This is a genomic window from Actinopolyspora biskrensis (assembly GCF_013408175.1).
Lineage (GTDB): Bacteria > Actinomycetota > Actinomycetes > Mycobacteriales > Pseudonocardiaceae > Actinopolyspora > Actinopolyspora biskrensis.
The window spans coordinates 157,989-176,719 of the sequence record NZ_JACBYW010000009.1; the positions used below are offsets into that span (position 1 = coordinate 157,989).

Here is an 18,731-nt window from a genome sequence, read left to right on the forward strand (position 1 = left end):
TCAGCCTCCGAGCCGTGCGCGCAGTTCGGGGATGAATTCCGCGTCACTGCGGCGTATATCGCCGAGATCGATGTCGTGCGGCAGCGAGGTGGAGGGCTCCTTCTCCAGCAGGTAACGCACCGACTCCGCGACCACCTCGTTCTCCTCGGGAGGCGGGGAGGTCAGGTCCTCCAGCGTGTCCTGCCCGAAGGTCACCCGGTGCTCGGTCGTCTGCTCGCCCTCGTGCACTTCGGCGGCGTACCTGCGTTCGCCCAACCGAAGAACGTCGACCCGCTCGCTCATCGCGGCCTCCAGGTTCGAAGGGATTCGGTGCACCGAACCGGTCAGTCCCGGCGGGTGCGGTCTCCCGCCGGGTACCCGTGCCCTCCGGCCCGTGACACCTCCCGACCGGGACGCACCTCCGGCGAGGTCGTTCCGGCGGACCGCCCGGGACCCTCCCAGCGGTCCCCGGGCCGGGGACCGTCCGGGGACGCCCGGGGGAAGGGGCTCGACGAGCTCCTTTCAGGCCCTGCCACGGGAACGCGCCACCCCGACGGTGACGGCCGAGCACACGGCGGCGAGCCCGCCCAATCCCGCCAGCAGCGCCCGCCTGCGCATCGACATCCACAGCACCGGGTCCCCGGAGTGAGCCCGCTCGTCGAAGGAGCCGTGCGCGCCCCGGTCGGCCTCCTCGTCGCGCGGTTCGAACAGGTTCGCGCCCCAGCGGGGCAGTCGCCGGTCGGTCTGCTGCGAGTCCACGCCGGTACGTCCGAGGAAGAGGTCGACCACCTTGGGGGCCAGGCGCTGCCCGAGGATCGTGTAGGCGGTGGCCACCCCCACCCACATGTTGTTCCGCGGATGTTCGGCGAGGAAGGCGATCGCCCTGCCCGCCAGTTCGGGCTGGTAGATCGGCGGCACGGGCATCGGATGACGCGGCATCCGCGAGGCGTTCCAGTTGAACTGCGGGGTGTTCAGACCGGGCAGCTGCACCATGCACAGCCTCACCGCGCTGCGCTCGTGCACCAGTTCGGTCCGCACCGACTCGGTGAACCCCTTCACCGCGTGTTTGGCCCCGCAGTAGGCGGCCTGCAGCGGGATCGCCCGGTAGGCCATGGCCGAGGAGACGTTGACGATCACCCCGCGGTCGCGCGGACGCATCCGTTCCAGCGCGGTCAGGGTCCCGTGCACCTGTCCGTAGTAGCTCACCTCCGTGACCCGCCGGAACTCGTTCGGGTCGCTGTCGGTGGCGAAGGTCAGCGTCCCGACGAAGGCCGCGTTGACCCACACGTCGATCTCCCCGAGCGTGTCCTCGACCCGCTGGGCCGCCTCGCGCACGGCAGGATGGTCGCTGACGTCGGTGGGCAGTGGCATCGCTCTGCGGCCCGCGCTCTCGACATCGGCGATGGCGCCCTCCAGCCCGGCACGTCCTCTGGCCAGTACCGCCACGTCGTATCCGGAGCCGGCGAGCGCGCGGACGGCGGCCCTGCCGACACCAGCCGTCCCGCCCGTGACCACGGCGACTCCGCGTCCGCTCGTCGTGCTCATCACGTCCTCCTCGTTCGTGCCGTGGGGTGCTCGTCGGGGGTGGTCAGTGCTCCGCCCGGGGAGACGCCAGTCTCGAGGCCGTTTCGAACGCGAGCGCGTGTACGAACGCCTGGGGAAGGTTGCCCCGCAGCTGACGCTGGTTGACGTCGTACTCCTCGGAGTAGAGTCCCGCGGGGCCGTAGGCGGACCTGTTGCGTTCGAACCACGCCCGTGCCTCGGTCTCCCACCCCTGCTGGTGGGTGGCCAGCGCCGTGAGGAAACCGCAGAGCAGGAAAGCCCCCTCCGCCTCGTACAGCGGTCGCCGGTCGTGCCGGAACCTGTAGACGTAGCCGTCCTGGGTCAGCTCGTCGCGCACGGCGCGCAGCGTGGCCGTGCTGCGCGGATCGGAAGCGGGCACGGCCCCCCGCACCGCTGCGAGCAGCAGCGCCGCGTCCACACCGGGATCGTCCGGGCAGCGTTGCCAACGCCCGGAGTGGTGCAGGCAATCCCGGCCGGTGTCGGCGACGAGGGCATCGGCCAGGGAACTCAACGAGGCGGCCCGCGCGGCCGTGACCTCCACAGCGGCGAAGGAGCGCAACCCCGCGGCGCAGATCAGCCGGGAATGTGCCCAGCGTGCCGGGGAGAGCTCCCACACCCCCGTGTCGGGCTCGGTCCACCGCCGCTCGATCGCGTTCACCGCGATCTCCATCGCGCGGCGGTGCCTGCTGTCCAGCCGGTCCTGGCGCGCGGCCGCGGCCAACAGCAGCAGGGCCTCCCCGAACACGTCGAGCTGGAACTGCTCGGCCACGCTGTTTCCGACCCGGTTCCCACCGCCCGGGTAGCCGTGCACGCGCGGCAACCTGTGCATGTCGGGCATCCGACCTCCGGTGACCGTGTACGCCGGGCGCAGCTCCGGGCCGTCGTCCAGCAGCCGTGCGGTGACGAATTCCACGGCGTCGTCCAGCAGCGGGTGCGGCCCGTCGGCGGCCACCGCCTGCCCCACGTAGCACTGATCGCGGATCCAGGTGTAGCGGTAGTCGTAGTTGCGTCCCGCCTCGGCCCGTTCGGGCAGCGAAGTGGTCACCGACCCGACCGTCCCGCCGACGGAACTGGTCAGCCCGCGCAGCACGGCGTAGGAGTGCTGGGCGTCCCGCTCCCCGACCACGCGGCCGAGCGCGGGGACCCCGCTCCTCCAGCCGTGCTCGGTCGCCTCCCACGCGCGGGAGGCGACCACGGGGTGCTCGGAAAGTGGGCGATCGGACAGTTCCAGCACCAGGTCGTGGGTAGAACCGGGCGGAACCCGCAGCGTGGTCAGCAGCCCGCCGTCGGCCCGGCGGGCCTGTTCCACACCCGACCAGCGCAGGTGCAGCGGTCCGACCCTGCCGGTCCACACGTCCCCTTCACGGGAGAGCGAACCGAGGCCGTGCCGCCCGAAGTCGGCGCGCGGGTCGAGGCAGACCCGTACCTCGGCGGGCCCTTCGAGGGCCCGGACCCGGCGGAGCACGACGACGGTGTGCGGATCAGCGGGGAAGGCCAGCGCCTCGCGGCACTCGATCGCCCCGGAGGAGGTCAACCACCGGGAGTTCCAGATCAGCGAGGTCTCCTCGTAGTAACCGCCCCAGACGTACCAGGGGTCGCCGGGTGAGACCGCGTAGACGCCCGCTCCTCCGATCAGCGTGGAGAACACCGCCCCGGAGTCCCACCGCGGGGCGCACATCCAGACGATCTCGCCGTGCGGACCGATCAGCGCGCCTCGCTCCCCGTCGGCGAGCAACGCGTACTCGCGCAGCACCTCCGGACGGAATCGGGGGCGCTCGCTCATAGCGGGCGCCGTGCCAGCCGCTTGCCCGCGCCGACCACGCCCGCTCCGAGCGCGCCGATCCCGCCGAGCAGTGCCGTTGTTCTGAGTGCCCTCCTGCCCGCCCCCGCGGGGGGCTTTTCCGGTGGGCTTCCGGGCGGGTGCTCTTCGGCGGAACCGTTCTGCGCCAGCCGCAGCACCTGGCCGCTGTGCACCGCCCGTCTCCGGCCGACCTGCTCGATCTGGCTGCGGCAGGAGAACCCGTCGGCGACGACGAGCGTGTCCTCGTCGGCTTCCCGCACCGCGGGCAGCAGCGCCTGCTCGCCGCAGTCCACCGAGAGTCCGAACTTGCCCCGCTCGTAGCCCCAGGCCCCGGCCACCCCGCAGCAGCCGCCGCTGACCGGGTCCACCTCGACGCCCATCCGCTCCAGCATCCGCCGGTCGGGATCGAGCCCGCCCGTGGCCCGGTGGTGGCAGTGCCCCCACAGCAGTGCCCGGCCGGACAGCGCGGGCACGGGCAGCTCGAACCGTTGGCAGAACTCTGCGAAGTGGTAGGAGTTGGCCGCCAACCTGCGGGCGTCCTCGTCGTGCGGCAGCATCTTGCCCAGCTCGTCCCGGAACACGGCCAGACAGCTCGGCTCCATGCCGACCACGGGGGTGCCCGCCCGGATGTCCGCGCGCAGCGTGGTCAGCACGGTGCGCAGGTAGCTCCGGGCCGTGCCGAGGAATCCGTAGTCGTACAGCGGTCTTCCGCAGCAGACGTGCCGTTCGGGCACGACGACCTGCCAGCCCGCGTTCTCCAGCGCTTCGACGCAGGCCACCCCGACGTCGGTGTGCAGGTGGTTGTTGAAGGTGTCGGGGAACAGCAGCACCCGGCGGCCGTGCGGATTGGACGTTCCACCCCGGTCGGCGAACCAGCGCCGCAGGGTTACCGGGGCGAAACCGGGCAGTTCGCGGCGCTGGTCGATCCCGCCGAGCCACTTGGCGGCGGAGCGCAGCAGCGGGGTGCGGGTGACCGCGTTGACCACCCCCGGCATCAGCGCGGCGAGCCGGGAGACCTGGTCGATGAAGCCGAAGGCGTAGGCGTGCCGGGGGCGCCAGCGACGCAGCGACCGGTAGTGGTGGTGGCGGAACTCCGCCTTGTATGCGGGCATGTCCACACCCACCGGACAGTCGCTGGTGCAACCCTTGCAGGCCAGGCACAGGTCCAGCGCCTCGGAGACCTCCCCGGACTGCCAACCGTCGGTGATGACCTCGCCCCGCAGCATCTCGAACAGCAGCCGCGCCCGTCCCCTGGTGGTGTGCTTCTCCTCGCGGGTCACCTGGTAGCTGGGGCACATGGTGTGCTCGGCCGAGGGGGTGCGGCAGGTGCCCACGCCCACGCAGCGCAGCGCGGCGTGCGCGAAGTCCCCGCCGTCCCGCGGGTAGGCGAGTTCGACCTCCGGCCGCGCCGGGTTGTAGTCCTCGCCCAGCCGCAGGTTCTCGTCCAGCCGGTAGGCGTCGACCACCTTGCCCGGGTTCATCTTCCAGTCCGGGTCCCAGATCCGCTTGAACTCGCGCATCGCCTCCACGAGCCGGGGGCCGTACTGCTTCTCCAGCAGTTCCCCGCGTTGCTGTCCGTCGCCGTGCTCGCCGGACAGCGTCCCCCCGTAGGAGGTGACCAGGTCGGCCGCCCGCTCCATGAAGGAGCGGTAGTCGCTCAGCCCTTCGGCGCTGACCAGGTCGAAGTCGATGCGGGAGTGGATGCAGCCCTCGCCGAAGTGGCCGTACATCGCCCCGTGCAGCCCGTATTCGGTGTAGAGCTCCCGGAGATCGCCTATGTAGTCGCCGAGGCGTTCGGGAGGTACCGCCGAGTCCTCCCAACCGGGCCAGTGGTCCTTCTCCCCCGGCGGGAAGGCCGTGGAACCCAGCCCGCTCTCCCGGATGCTCCACAGCAGCTGGCTGTTGCCGCCCTCCTGCACGCTCCTGGAGATCACGATCCGGTCGGACTCGCAGCCGAGTTCGGTACGCAGCCACTCGACGAACCGCTCGGCGCGCTGCTGGGAGCGCCCCTCGGTGTCGGAGCCGAACTGCACCATCAGCCACGCGTGGTTGCCCCCCAGCCGGGGGAGTTCGTGCAGTCCCTCCAGGTTGATCCGTTCCTGCTGCTGGTCGCGGACCAGGCGGGAGTCGATGCCCTCCAGTCCTATCGGCCCCCACTGCCTGATCCGGGTGATGTCCCCGGCGGCGTCGACGATGTCCGGGTACTCCACGATCACGGTGGTGCGGTGGAACATCGCCGGGGTGAGCAGCAGCGTGGCGTCCAGGACCGTGGCGCAGGTCCCCTCGGTGCCGACCAGGGCCCGTGCGACGTTGAACCCCTTCTCCGGCAGCAGCTCGTCGAGGTTGTACCCCGAGACCCGGCGGGGCAGCTCGTCCACCGACGGGAACCCCGCTCTGATGTCCGCGGCGTAGCGGTCCCTGAGGTCGCGCAGCGCGGCGTAGATCTCGCCCTTGCGCCCGCCCGCCGCGATGATCCCGTCGAGGTCCTGCTCCTCGTCGGTGCCCACCCGGAAACGTGCGCCGTCGTAGGTGAGCACCTCCAGCTCCCGCACGTTGTCGGAGGTGCGGGGGCCCGGGCCGTGGAAGTGGGCCTGCACCGAGTGGATGCCGCAGGAGTTGTTCCCGATGTTGCCGCCTATGGTGCACCTGGAGTGCGAGGACGGGTCCGGGCCGAAGACGAGCCCGTGCTCTCCGGTGCTCTTGTTGAGCTCTTCGTTGATCACCCCCGGCTGGGCCGTGACCGTTCTCCGCGCGGCGTCGACCTCCCCGGTGGCGGTCAGGTACTTGGAGAAGTCGAGCACCACGGCGATGTTGACCGTCTCACCGGACAGGCTCGTCCCACCACCGCGGGACAGCAGCGGTGCCCCGTAGCGGTGGCAGGCCACGGTGGTGGCGACCACGTCCTCGACCGTGGCCGGCAGCACCACCCCGAGCGGCACCTGGCGGTAGTTCGACGCGTCGCTGGCGTACATCGCCCTCGTGCCGGAGTCGAAGCGCACCTCCCCGAGAACGTGTCTGCGCAGCTGCGCCTCGAGCCCCTTCACGTTGACCGCGCCGGTTCCGGCCGTCCCGGCCGCGAGGTGGGAGTCCGGATGCGCCGGGACGGTGGTGCTGCCGTCCGCCATCAGCTTTCCCCGCTCCGCATCGAGCTTTTGACCGACTCGGTGAACTCGTGCATCTTCTGCTTGGCGCCCTTGGCGACGATCCCCCAGCTCTGGGGGTCCCCGTCCCGCAGCGCCTGGGCCACCTTCTGGGCCTGCATCCCCTTGATGTGCGGCGGAACCGGGGGAACTTCGCTGTCGACCACGACCTCCAGCACGACCGGCCCCTCGGCCCCCAGCGCCCGGTCCCAGGCCGAGCCGATCTCGTCCGGGGTGTCGCAGCGGATCCCGGTGAACCCGAGCAGCTTCGCCCACTCGGCGTAGGGCACGTCGGGGATGTCCTGCGAGCCGGGGAACTTCCGCTCACCGCCCATGGCCCGCTGCTCCCAGGTGACCTGGTTGAGGTCGCCGTTGTTGAACACGCAGAAGATCAGCGGGGAACGGTTCAGCCGGTCCAGGTAACGCTTGATGGTGATCAGCTCCAGCATGCCGTTCATCTGGAACGCGCCGTCACCGACCAGCGCTATGCACGGGCGGTCGGGGTAGGCGAACTTGGCGCTGATCGCGTAGGGCGTGCCCGGCCCCATCGTGGCGAGGTTGCCGGCGAGGGAGGCCGACATCCCCCTGCGCAGCTTGAGGTGCCGCGACCACCAGGTGGCGACCGAACCGGCGTCGGTGGTGAGCACGCAGTCGTCCGGAAGCCGCTGGGACAGCTCGTGGACCACCAGCTCGGGGTTGAGCGGATCGGCCTCGTCGTGAGCGCGGTCGTCGAGCACCCGCCACCACTCGTCCACTTCGGATTCGATTCTCTCCCGCCACGAGCGGTCCGGCTTGCGCTCGAGCATCGGGATCAGCTCACGCAGCGTTTCCCGCGAGCCCCCGATCAGCTGGGCGTCCATCGGGTAGCGGACCCCCATCATCCGCCCGTCGACGTCGATCTCCACGCCCTTGCACTGCCCCTCGGGGGGCAGCCACTCCGCGTAGGGGAAGCTGGTGCCGACGAACAGCAGCGTGTCGGCGTTCATCATCATCTCGTGGCTGGCGGTGGAGCCGAGCAGTCCGATCGGCCCGGTGACGTAGGGCAGGTCGTCCGGCAGCACCTCCCGGCCCAGCGAGGTCTTGGCCACGCCCGCACCCAGCTTCTCGGCCACCTCGACGACCTCGTCGGTTGCCTCGGCGGCTCCCTGACCGACCAGCACGGCCACCCGCTGTCCCTCGTTGAGGACGTCGGCGGCCCTGCGCAGCTCCTCCTCGGCCGGAATCGTCCGCGAGGCCGCGTGCCCGGCCGTGGTGTAGACGCCGCCGTGCACGCGCGGCGGCGAGGTCTGCTGCTCCTCCATCGCCACGTCCTCGGGGACGATGACCGTGGCGACCGTCCTGTTGGTCAGCGCGACCTTGCACGCCCTGTCGATCAGTTGACGAGCCTGCGCGGGGTGCATGCAGGTCTGCACGTACTCCGAGACGTCCTTGTACAGCGTGTTGGGGTCGATCTCCTGCTGGTAGGCGCTGCCGAGCGCGATCCGTTTCTGCTGGCCGACGATGGCGACCACGGGCTGGTGGTCGAGCTTGGCGTCGTAGAGACCGTTGAGCAGGTGGATCGCTCCACCGCCCGACGTGGCCATGCAGCAGCCGAGCTCACCGGTGAACTTGGCGTGGGCCGTGGCCATGAAGGAGCCCATCTCCTCGTGCCTGGGCTGGATCAGCTCCGGGTCGCCGTCGGCGCGGTCCAGCGCCCCCAGCAGGGAGTTGATCCCGTCCCCCGGGTAGCCGAAGATCCGGTGGACGCCCCACTGGCGGAGTCGTTCCAGTATGAAGTCGGCCGTTTGTGGCATGGGTTTCGTCCCCCTCGGACGTAGCTGACGGACGCGGTCCTGGTGCTACCCCCGGTGAACAGCTGTGAAACCCGAGTGGCCTGTGCGCGCGGTTGCTCGGCCTGCCGCTGACGGTGGTCCGCTCGACCGTCGTGGACGCCGGAGGGCCCCAGCCGCGAGGCTCCGCTGTCGAGCCGGGTGAGCCGTCCGACACCTGGGTGCCCCGCCGGGAACACCTCCGCAACCCGTTGTTGTTGACTGTGCGTATGAGCACCGAGCGGCACACCCCCCGACGAGCCCGCGTCCGCGCTCCCGAGCCGACCGGCCGGGCATGGCTGAACACAGGAGGCGAGCAGCTGCGGCTGGCCGACCTGCGCGGAAAGATCGTGCTGCTGGACTTCTGGGCGTTCTGCTGCATCAACTGCCTGCACGTGCTCGACGAGCTGCGCCCGCTGGAACGCGAGTTCGCCGAGGAACTGGTCACCATCGGGGTGCACTCGCCCAAGTTCGAGCACGAGGCCGACGCCGACGCGCTGGCCGCGGCCGTCGAACGCTACGAAGTCGATCATCCGGTGCTCGACGACCCCGAGCTCGCCACGTGGCGCGACTACGCGGTGAAGGCGTGGCCGACGCTGGTGCTGGTCGACCCCGAGGGCTACGTGGTGCACGAGGCCGCCGGTGAAGGACACGCCGAGGCGCTGCGCAGGATCGTCACGGACCTGGTCGCCGAGCACGACGCGCGCGGCACCCTGCACCGGGGCAGCGGCCCCCGCGTGGTGGAGGAGAAACCGGACACCACGCTGCGCTATCCGAGCAAGGTGCTCGGCCTGGAAGGCGGCACGATGCTGGTCGCCGACTCGGCCCGCCACTCGCTGGTCGAGTTCGCCGCCGACGGGGAGACTCCGCTGCGCCGCATCGGAAACGGCTCGCGCGGAGCCGCGGACGGCGACCCGGAAACGGCCTCCTTCCGCGAACCCGGTGGGATGACGCTGCTTCCGGAACACGTCGCGGCCCGTGTGGGCTACGACGTGGTCGTAGCCGACACGGTGAACCACCTGCTGCGCGGTGTCCGGCTGGCCGACGGCGCGGTCACCACCGTGGCGGGCACGGGGCGGCAGTGGCGTGACGAAGAGCACACCGGGCCCGCGCTGAGCACCGCGTTGACCAGCCCGTGGGACGTGGCCTGGTGGGAGCGTGCCGGGGGCGTGGTGATCGCGATGGCGGGCAACCACACCCTGGGGCTGTTCGACCCCGTCGAAGGCGCCGTCTCCCGCTTCGGCGGAACCACCGTGGAAGGACTGCGCGACGGTGCCCTCGACGAGGCCTTCTTCGCCCAGACCTCCGGGCTCGCCGTCGCCGGGGGAGCCCCCGAGTCGGAGGGGGGCGACAGGCTCTGGCTCGTCGACGCCGAGACCTCCGCGCTGCGGTGGGTGCGACCGGTCTCGGACGGCTTCGAGGTGCGCACCGCCGTCGGCAAGGGGCTGTTCGACTTCGGCCACGCGGACGGAACCGCCTCCGAAGCCCTGCTGCAGCACCCGCTCGGGGTCGCGGTGCTGCCAGACGGAACCGTGGCGGTCTGCGACACCTACAACGGAGCGATCCGCCGCTACGACCCGGAGAGCGACGCGGTGTCCACCCTCGCGACGGAGGTCGCCGAGCCCTCCGGTGCGATCACCTCGGAAGGGGAGCTGGTGGTGGTGGCCGGTGCCGCGCACCGCCTGGAGCGTCCGGTCCCTCCCGGGGTCACCGCGCGGCTGGTCGAAGGAGCCTCGCAGCGGGTGGCCCGCCCGGCCACCGAGATCGGACCGGGCGAGGTGGAACTCGTCGTGGTGTTCGACCCTCCCCCGGGGCAGAAGCTGGACGAGCGGTACGGCCCGTCGACCCGTCTGGAGGTGAGCTCCTCGCCGGAGGGGATGCTGGTCTCCGGATCCGGCTCCGGGACCGGGCTGAGCAGGAGGCTGGTGCTGGGCGACGGTTTCGAGCACGGGGTCCTGCACGTGGTGGCGCAGGCGGCGAGCTGCGACGACGACAGCGGCGTCGAGCACCCGGCCTGCCGGTTGACCAGGCAGGACTGGGGCGTGCCGGTACGGGTGACCCCGGACGGCGCGGACAGGCTTCCGCTGGTCATGGGTGGTCTCGACGCGCAGTGACCGCGCCGTCGCCCGCGGAGGGGTGGGACGCGCCGCGTGGCGTCCGGGAGGGCTGAACGGCCCTTTCGCCGCGCAGGATTTCGATGAAGCCCTGCGCTCTCGGTCGGCTCGACGCGGCGCGTAAACTTTCCGGGTGACCGATGCCAAGCTTGAGATCCAGATGCTGCATGACCGGGTCATGGTGCGGGTCTCCGAAGAATCCGGTGAACGTCGCAGTAGCGGCGGCATCGTCATCCCGGCGACCGCCCAGGTGGCCAAGAGGTTGCTCTGGGGAGAGGTCTACGGCGTGGGCAGTCACGTGCGGAGTGTCCAGGCCGGGGACCAGGTGCTGTTCAACCCCGAGGAGCAGTACGAGGTCGAGGTTCAGGGTGAGATCTACGTGGTGCTTCGCGAGCGAGACCTGCACGCCGTGGCTTCCGAGCGGACCGAACAGGGGACCGGACTGTATCTTTGATCGAGGTGCGCCCGGTTCGACGTGGCCGTCGTGCGGTTGACCGCACGTAGGATCAGGTCGGAAGCAGTGGAATGCCCCGCAGCCGGGCGGTACCGGTGATGGTGGTCGGCTGGCTGCTGTTCGTCGCCGACCCCACCGCACGACCGAGGAGAAGAGGACGCGGTGCCGGAAGACCACGAACGCCCCGAGCACACCGAGGGTGAGCGGGAACCGCGAGCGGACGAGCCGACCGAACGTATCCGGTTTCTTTCCGGTGATCTGAGCGAGAGCGTGGCATCCGGTGCCGCGGAAGGCGACCGGGGCTCCCGCTCCGATCCGCACCGGGACGACGGTGCGCCGGAGGGCGAGGACGACCTTTCCGAACGGGACACCAAGCCCAGGATGCGGGCCCCGGGGGAGCTCGGCCACACCGAAGCCGTGGAGGCCGAGCCGGACGACCGCCCCGGGGGGACGGGTTCCGCCTCCGCCCAGGAAGCGGAGCCGGACACCGAAGCGGAACCGGACGCCGAACGCACCGACACCATCCCGGTCGTTCCCGCCGCCGATCCGGCTCCCGCCGAGCAGGACACCGAGCGGACCGAGTCCATTCCGGTGGTGACCGACAAGATCCCCGAACCGGTGGCCGAGCCCGCGACCACGCAGGCGATGTCCACGCAGGCGATGCCCGGCTACCCGGCCGGTGAACCGACCCCGTTGGCGGGGGGCGAGCAGTACCGGACCGAGCAGAGCGGAGCACCTCCGTTCGGCATGGCCTGGGGGCCGTCCGGGGCGGAGCAGCGGCCGGAGGCGAACGGCGGGCGTGGAGGCTCCGGCCGCAACAGGACGCTGTTACGCACGCTGGTCACCGCGGGCCTCGCGCTCGGCGTGCTGGCGCTGCTCTACATCGGGGACCTGGCCTTCAGCAGCGGCGCCGTACCGCGCGGCACCGCGGTGGCAGGCGTCGACGTCGGCGGGCTGGACAGGGCGGCGGCCGAGCGGAAACTGCGCTCCGAGCTCGACACCACGTTGAGCGAACCCGTCGAACTGCGCGTGGGCAAGGCGCAGAGCAGCATCGAACCGGAGGCGGCCGGCCTGTCGATGGACTGGAAGGCGACGCTGGACGAGGCCGGATCGCAACCACTCAATCCGGTCACCCGGGTGACCTCCTTCTTCACCACCCGGGAAGTCACCCCGGTGAGCAATGTCGACCGGGAGAGCCTCCGGAGCGAGCTGAGCCGGGCACGTTCCGATCTGCACCGCGAACCGGTGGAGGGAACGATCCGTTTCGAGGGTTCCGAGCCCGCGCCCGTGTTCCCCGTGACCGGGCGCAACGTCAACGTCGACCAGGCCATGGACGTGGTCGTGCGGGACTGGGCGAGCAGGGGCCCGGTCGAGCTGCCCTTCACCACGCAGGAGGTCAAAACCACCGAGGCCGGGGTGCGGAGGGCGCTGGAGAACGTGGCCAAGCCTGCCGTGTCCGGACCGGTGACCGTCAACGGTGACGGGGTGCAGGCCACTCTCGCGCCGGCCGACATCGCCTCCTCGCTGCGCTTCGAGCCGAACGATTCGGGTGGTCTCAAGTGGCACCTGGACGTCCCCGGCGCCAAGGAGGTCGTCCGGCCGCAGCTGAAGTCGACCCTCAAGGAGAGCAAGAGCGCCTCGTTCGAGTTCGAGAACGGCAAACCGGCGGTCCAGCCCTCCGAGAAGGGCAGGGCGATCGACTGGGAGAAGACCTTCTCCCCGTTGAACAAGATGCTGACCGAGTCCGGCTCCGACACGGTCGAGGCGGTCTACACCGACGTTCCGGCGGAGCTGACCACCGAGAAGGCCAAATCGCTCGGCATCGAGGAGAAGGTGAGCACCTTCACCACGAAAGGCTTCAGCAAGGACTCGGGAGTGAACATCCGCAGGGTCGCCCAGGAGGTCGACGGGGCGATCGTCGAACCGGGTGAGACCTTCAGCCTCAACGGACACACCGGGATTCGGCAGAAGGAACAGGGCTACGTCGCCTCGGGCATCATCAAGGACGGGCGCCCGGACGAGGCCGTCGGCGGTGGCATATCCCAGTTCGCGACGACCCTGTTCAACGCCTCCTACTTCGCGGGGATGAAGGACGTCGAGCACTCCGAGCACAGCTACTACATAAGCCGCTACCCGATGGGGCGCGAGGCCACGGTGTTCCAGAGATCCGACGGCACCAGCATGATCGACGTGAAGTTCAAGAACGTCTCCGACAGCGGGATCCTGATCCGGACCAAGTGGACCCCGGACTCGATCACCGTCACCTTCTGGGGGACCAAGCAGTACGAGGTCAAGTCCGAGACCGGGGAAAAGACCGACGTCGTCAAGCCCGAGAAGAAGACGGTGCCCGCAGGGGAGGAGTGCATCTCCACCGAGGGGAAGGAGGGCTTCACCGTGCACGACACCCGGGTTCGGAAGGACCTGAAAACCGGCGAGGTCACCAGGAACCGGGAGAAGACCGTTTACGAGCCGCAACCGATCGTGGAGTGCGCCGAGAAACCCAAGGATTGATCACCTCACCGTGGGACGCGTCCCACGGTGGGATGTCACATAGCGTTTGCGGGAATCTCAGCGGCCGTTTCGGTGTGTGAACCCCTCGGAGGAGGTTCAACCCGAAACGGAGTGGTTTCATGCGTGCCGCTGTTATTCACGGTGCAGGAGACGTGCGGGTCGAACAGGTTCCCGACCCGGTGCTGTCCGAGCCGACCGACGCGATCGTGCGGGTCAGCCTGACCTGCATCTGCGGCAGCGATCTGTGGCCCTACCGCGGCATGGGCGAGGATCAGCCGAGCAGTCGGATCGGCCACGAGTTCGTCGGCGTGGTCGAGGAGACCGGTTCCGGGGTGAGCGGGTTGCGCGCGGGGGACCTGGTGGTCTCCCCGTTCACGTGGTCCGACGGGGAGTGCACCCACTGCAGGGAACAGCTGTTCACCTCCTGCGTGAACGGAGGCCTGTGGGGCTCGGCCGGTTCGGACGGCGCTCAGGGCGAGGCCGTCCGGGTCCCCCACGCGGAGGGAACCCTGGTCCGGCTGCCGGTGGAGCACGACGACGCGTCCCTGCCCGCCTTGCTGACCCTGGCCGACGTGCTGCCGACCGGGCACCACGCCGCGGTGTCGGCCGGGGTGCGCCCCGGAGGCACCGCCACTGTCGTCGGTGACGGCGCGGTGGGACTGTGCGGGGTGATGGCGGCCCGCAGGCTCGGTGCCGAGCAGATCATCGTCATGGGCAGGCACACCGCCCGCACGAACCTCGCCGTCGAGCTCGGCGCCACCCACGTGGTTCCCGAACGCGGGGACGATGCCGTCGAGCACGTGCGGGAGCTGACGAAGGGCGCGGGAACCCACTCGGTCCTGGAGTGCGTGGGTACCGGGGACTCGCTGCGGACCTCGCTGCGGCTGGCACGGGACGGCGGTCGGGTCGGCTACGTCGGTGTCCCCCAGGACGGCGAGGGCGTGGACGTGCGCGAGCTGTTCGGGCGCAACGTGGGACTCGCCGGCGGGGTCTGCCCCGCGCGGGCCTACATTCCCGAGCTGCTCCCCGACGTGCTGTACGGAAAGATCGACCCCGCGCGGGTGTTCGACAGGGAGACCGATCTCGACGGAGTTCCCGCCGGTTACACGGCCATGGCCGAGCGGGAGTCGTTGAAGGTGCTCGTCCGCCCCTGAAGAAGTGCTCCGTCCGGCACCAGGGGCGCCGAACGGGACCGAGTCCGGAACCGGCGGACGAGCGCACCCGACGAAGTCCTGCCGAGCCCTCCGGGAGTGCCGGGCAAAGAACGTCCCCTCCGGTGTGCCAGCACCGGAGGGGACGCCGAGCAGAAACCTCGATCACGTCAGAGGGCGGACTCGTCGACCTCCATCAGGGAGTTGTCGGTGGACTCGACGACACGGCGCCTGGAGGAGAGCTCGGGCAGCACGTTCTTGGTGAAGAAGCGGGCCACGGCCACCTTGCCGTTGTAGAACGCGGCGTCCCTGTCGGAGACCCCTCCGTCGAGGGCCCGCAGCCCCAGCTCGGCCTGGCGCAGCAGCAGCCAGCCGATCACCAGGTCGCCCATGCTCATCAGCAGGGTCACTGCCTGCTGCCCGACCTTGTAGATCTCGTTGACGTCCTCCTGGGCGGAGGTGGCGAAGCCGATCAGCGCACCGAGCATGGCCTGGGCGTCGTCCAGCGCCTGGTTGAGCAGCTCCCTCTCCTCCTTGAGCCGGTCGTCGGCGTCGGAGGCGCCCAGCGTTCGCTGGATCTCGTTGGCGATGTGCCCGACGGCCTGCCCGTTGTTCTTCACGATCTTGCGGAAGAAGAAGTCCTGGGCCTGGATCGCGGTGGTGCCCTCGTAGAGGCTGTCGATCTTGGCGTCGCGGATGTACTGCTCGATCGGGTAGTCCTGGAGGTAACCCGAACCGCCGAGGGTCTGCAGGGACAGCGTGAGCATCTCGTAGGCCCGCTCCGAGCCGACACCCTTGACGATGGGCAGCAGCAGGTCGTTGATCTGCTCGAAGAGCGTCACGTCCTCGCCGGATGCCTTGCCCTGGGCGATGCTGTCCTGGTAGGTCGAGGTGTAGCAGTAGACCGCGCGCAGTCCCTCCGCGTAGGCCTTCTGCAGCATCAGGATGCGCCGGACGTCCGGATGGTGCGTGATGGTCACGCGCGGTGCGGTCTTGTCGGCCGCCTGCGGCATGTCCGCGCTCTGCACCCTTTCCTTGGCGTATTCGAGCGCGTTCAGGTATCCGGTGGACAGCGTGCCGATCGCCTTGGTGCCCACCATCATCCTGGCGTACTCGATCACCTGGAACATCTGGGCGATCCCGTCGTGGACCTCGCCGAGCAGCCAGCCCTTGGCCGGGGTGCCGTGCTGTCCGAAGGTCAGCTCGCAGGTGGCCGAGACGTTGAGCCCCATCTTGTGCTCGACGTTGGTCACGAAGGCGCCGTTGCGTTCGCCGGGTTCACCGCTCTGGTCGTCGAACTGGTACTTCGGAACGAGGAACAGGCTCAGCCCCTTGCTGCCCGGTTTGGGTTCGATTCCGGGGCCTTCGGGGCGGGCGAGTACCAGGTGCATGATGTTCTCGGTCATGTCCTGGTCGGCCGAGGTGATGAAGCGCTTGACGCCGTCGAGGTGCCAGCTCCCGTCCTCCTGCTTGACGGCCTTGGTGCGTCCGGCGCCCACATCGGAGCCTGCGTCCGGCTCGGTGAGGACCATGGTGGCGCCCCACCCGCGGTCGATCATGAACTCGGCCCAGCGCCGCTGCTGCTCGGTTCCGTTGTTCCAGAGGATGGTGGCGAAGCTCGGGCCCGCCATGTACATGAAGATGGCCGGGTTGGAGCCGAGCATCAGCTCGGAGGCCGCCCACTGGACGGACGGGGGGATGCCGTATCCGCCCAGTTCGTCCGGCAGCCCCAGTCGCCACCACTCACCGTCCATGACCTGCTGGTAGGACCGCTTGAAGCCTTCGGGAAGCGTGACGGAGTGGGTGTTCGGGTCGAAGTGGGCGGGGTTGCGGTCACCCTCTTCGAAGGAGTCGGCTAATGGCCCGGTGGCGAGGGTGTTCAGTTCGGTGAGCACGCCGCGAGCTGCGTCCTCGTCGGCCTGTTCGAAAGCTCCGGTACCCAGTTGTTTCTGCACTTCGAACAGCTCGAAGAGGTTGAATTCGAGGTCGCGGAGGTTGCTCTTGTAGTGGCCCATGGCGTGGCTCCCTCGTGCTGAATCGTGTGGGCGGGCCAATCACCACGCCCTTACTCATCGGTAACCCGAGTATATTACCTAACGGTAACTTCTGCCAAGAAAGCAGTGCCGCCGAACGGAAGCGTCCCGCCGGAATCCGCCGATCGGGCGGCACGCCCTAGGCCGTCCGGATTACAGTTGCCGCACACCCACCGACGAACCCGGCGGAGGCGGTATGACGGAGTCGCCCGCACCCGCGGTCAACGCGCAGGCCCTGGTCAAGAACTTCGGCCCCAACCGCGCGCTGGACGGTCTGGAACTGCGAGCCGAGGAGGGGCAGGTCCTCGGGGTGCTCGGCCCCAACGGTGCGGGCAAGACGACCGCGGTGCGGATACTGGCCACCCTGCTGCGGCCCGACTCGGGCCGCGCCACCGTCGCCGGTCACGACGTGCGCTCCGAACCGCACGCGGTGCGCCGCTCGATAGGTCTGTCCGGACAGTACTCGGCCGTCGACCAGAACCTGACCGGTTACGAGAACCTCCACATGGTCAGCAGGCTGTACGGCATGTCCCGCTCCCGCGCCGCCGCACGCGCGCGCGAACTGTTGGACGACTTCAAACTCCGCGAGGCCGCCGACCGCCCGGCCAAGGGGTACTCGGGCGGAATGCGCAGAAGGCTGGACCTCGCGGGAGCTCTCGTGGCCAAACCGCCCGTCGTGATCCTCGACGAGCCGACCACCGGGCTGGACCCCCGGGGGCGCATGGACACCTGGCAGGTGATCTCGGAACTCGTGCACGACGGAACCACCGTGCTGCTGACCACCCAGTACCTGGAGGAGGCCGACGCGCTCGCGGACAACATCGCCGTCATCGACCACGGCAGGGTCATAGCCAGTGGGACTTCCGGGGAGCTCAAATCACTGGTCGGCGGCGAACGACTCGGGATGGTGGCCGACACGGTGCACGAGCTGCCCCGTGTCGCCGCGGTTCTGGAGGAGGTCGGAACCGGGGCCGTCCGGGTCGACGAGCGAGCCCTGCGGGCGCGGGTCGCCGTGGACGCGGGTTCCAAGGCGTTGATGGAGGCGGTGCGCCGGCTGGACGCGCTGGGGCTGGAAGCGCACGACATCGAACTGAGTCGTCCCACCCTGGATGACGTGTTCCTCACACTGACCGGAGAGTCGGCCGCGGCGGACGGGAACGCGGGGCGGGACGGCGAACCCGTCCGGACCTCCTCCGAAGCCCGCTCGGCGGAACGGGGCGGATGACGATGCCGAGAATGCCGGCGAGTCTGCGCGACAGTGGAGTGATCGCCAAGCGGAACCTGATCAACATAAAGCGCAATCCGGACTGGCTCCTCGAGGGCACGGTGCAGCCGATCATGTTCGTGCTGTTGTTCGCCTTCGTCTTCGGGGGAAGCCTGGGTGGAGAGCGCTACCGGGAGTTCCTGATCGCGGGCATATTCGTGCAGACGGTCGCCTTCAACTCCTCGTTCACCGTGATCGGCCTGGCCAACGACCTGCAACGGGGGATAGTCGAGCGGTTCCGCGCGCTGCCCATGTCCAGGGTGGCCGTGCTGCTGGGGCGCACCAGCTCGGACCTGGCCGTGAGCGTGCTGACCGTGGTGATCATGTCGGTGTGCGGCCTGCTGGTGGGGTGGCGGCTGCGTGGTGACCTCACCGATGTGGTGCTCGCCTATCTGGTCCTGTTGCTGTTCTCCTTCGCCATGTCCTGGGTCGGGGCCTTCATAGGGCTCATCGCGCGCAGTGTCGAGGTGGCGCAGAGCGCGGGACTGCTGTGGCTGTTCCCCGTGACCTTCATATCCTCGGCCTTCGTTTCCGCCGAGGCGATGCCGACGCCGTTGCGGGTGTTCGCGCAGTGGAACCCGATCACGGTGAACGCCGACGTGCTCCGGGAGTTGTTCGGCAATCCCGTGCGAGTCGGAATGCCCGCTCCGACGAGCTGGCCCGCCGAGCACGCGCTGCTCTACGCCATCGGGTCCTCGGTGCTGATCGTGCTGGTCTTCGTGCCGCTGGCCGTGGCGCGTTACCGCAAGGTGGCCAGCCGGTGAGTGGCGGCGGAATCGGGGACACATCGGGTTCACGCGTTTTCTCTTCGTGCGCGGCCCCGTGTTGTGCTGGTGTTTGTGTGGTGGTGGGGGGTGGGTGTGTGGGGGTGTGGGTGGTGGGGGTAGTGTGGTGGTTGTCGGCACGGCGGGAA

The 18,731-nt window shown here is 69.7% G+C and carries 12 protein-coding genes; 6 read left to right on the forward strand and 6 right to left on the reverse strand.

Annotation, left to right across the window (positions count from 1 at the left end):
* From FHR84_RS20460 to FHR84_RS20480, 5 genes are all read right to left on the reverse strand, one after another.
* Entirely contained in the window at positions 1-282 is a 282-nt protein-coding gene (locus FHR84_RS20460; RefSeq protein ID WP_179537158.1) for a hypothetical protein, read from the reverse strand.
* A 219-nt stretch (positions 283-501) separates the two neighbouring features.
* Positions 502-1,524: an SDR family oxidoreductase gene (locus FHR84_RS20465; protein ID WP_179537159.1), complete on the reverse strand. Its 1,023-nt coding sequence runs from the start codon at positions 1,522-1,524 to the stop codon at positions 502-504.
* 43 nt (positions 1,525-1,567) lie between these two features.
* Positions 1,568-3,325 (reverse strand): glycoside hydrolase family 15 protein, encoded by a 1,758-nt coding sequence (locus FHR84_RS20470; RefSeq protein WP_179537160.1) that lies wholly within the window; start codon positions 3,323-3,325, stop codon positions 1,568-1,570.
* Entirely contained in the window at positions 3,322-6,468 is a 3,147-nt protein-coding gene (locus FHR84_RS20475) for an FAD-binding and (Fe-S)-binding domain-containing protein (RefSeq protein ID WP_179537161.1), read from the reverse strand. The genes FHR84_RS20470 and FHR84_RS20475 overlap by 4 nt, the downstream gene beginning before the upstream one ends.
* Entirely contained in the window at positions 6,468-8,276 is a 1,809-nt protein-coding gene (locus FHR84_RS20480; protein ID WP_179537162.1) for a thiamine pyrophosphate-requiring protein, read from the reverse strand. Before FHR84_RS20480 ends, FHR84_RS20475 begins: the two co-directional genes overlap by 1 nt.
* Before the next feature lie 245 nt (positions 8,277-8,521).
* Between FHR84_RS20480 and FHR84_RS20485 the strand changes: the two genes are divergently transcribed.
* From FHR84_RS20485 to FHR84_RS20500, 4 genes are all read left to right on the forward strand, one after another.
* Positions 8,522-10,405, forward strand: a complete 1,884-nt coding sequence (locus FHR84_RS20485; RefSeq protein WP_179537163.1) for an NHL domain-containing thioredoxin family protein — start codon at positions 8,522-8,524, stop codon at positions 10,403-10,405.
* A gap of 133 nt (positions 10,406-10,538) precedes the next feature.
* Positions 10,539-10,859: a co-chaperone GroES gene (locus FHR84_RS20490; protein ID WP_179537164.1), complete on the forward strand. Its 321-nt coding sequence runs from the start codon at positions 10,539-10,541 to the stop codon at positions 10,857-10,859.
* Positions 10,860-11,021: 162 nt separating this feature from the next.
* Positions 11,022-13,370, forward strand: coding sequence for a VanW family protein (locus FHR84_RS23410; RefSeq protein ID WP_179537165.1), 2,349 nt, complete (start codon positions 11,022-11,024; stop codon positions 13,368-13,370).
* Positions 13,371-13,489: 119 nt separating this feature from the next.
* Positions 13,490-14,524: a zinc-dependent alcohol dehydrogenase family protein gene (locus tag FHR84_RS20500; RefSeq protein ID WP_179537166.1), complete on the forward strand. Its 1,035-nt coding sequence runs from the start codon at positions 13,490-13,492 to the stop codon at positions 14,522-14,524.
* Between the two features lie 167 nt (positions 14,525-14,691).
* Here FHR84_RS20500 and FHR84_RS20505 read toward each other — a convergent pair whose 3' ends face one another.
* Positions 14,692-16,536 (reverse strand): acyl-CoA dehydrogenase, encoded by a 1,845-nt coding sequence (locus tag FHR84_RS20505; RefSeq protein WP_179537167.1) that lies wholly within the window; start codon positions 16,534-16,536, stop codon positions 14,692-14,694.
* 214 nt (positions 16,537-16,750) lie between these two features.
* Here FHR84_RS20505 and FHR84_RS20510 point away from each other — a divergent pair, with 214 nt between their 5' ends.
* Positions 16,751-17,779, forward strand: a complete 1,029-nt coding sequence (locus FHR84_RS20510) for an ATP-binding cassette domain-containing protein (RefSeq protein ID WP_179537168.1) — start codon at positions 16,751-16,753, stop codon at positions 17,777-17,779.
* Between the two features lie 2 nt (positions 17,780-17,781).
* The gene (locus tag FHR84_RS20515) at positions 17,782-18,582 is read left to right on the forward strand and encodes an ABC transporter permease (protein ID WP_179537185.1); all 801 of its coding nucleotides are present in this window, start codon (positions 17,782-17,784) and stop codon (positions 18,580-18,582) included.
* Positions 18,583-18,731: the final 149 nt, after the last annotated feature.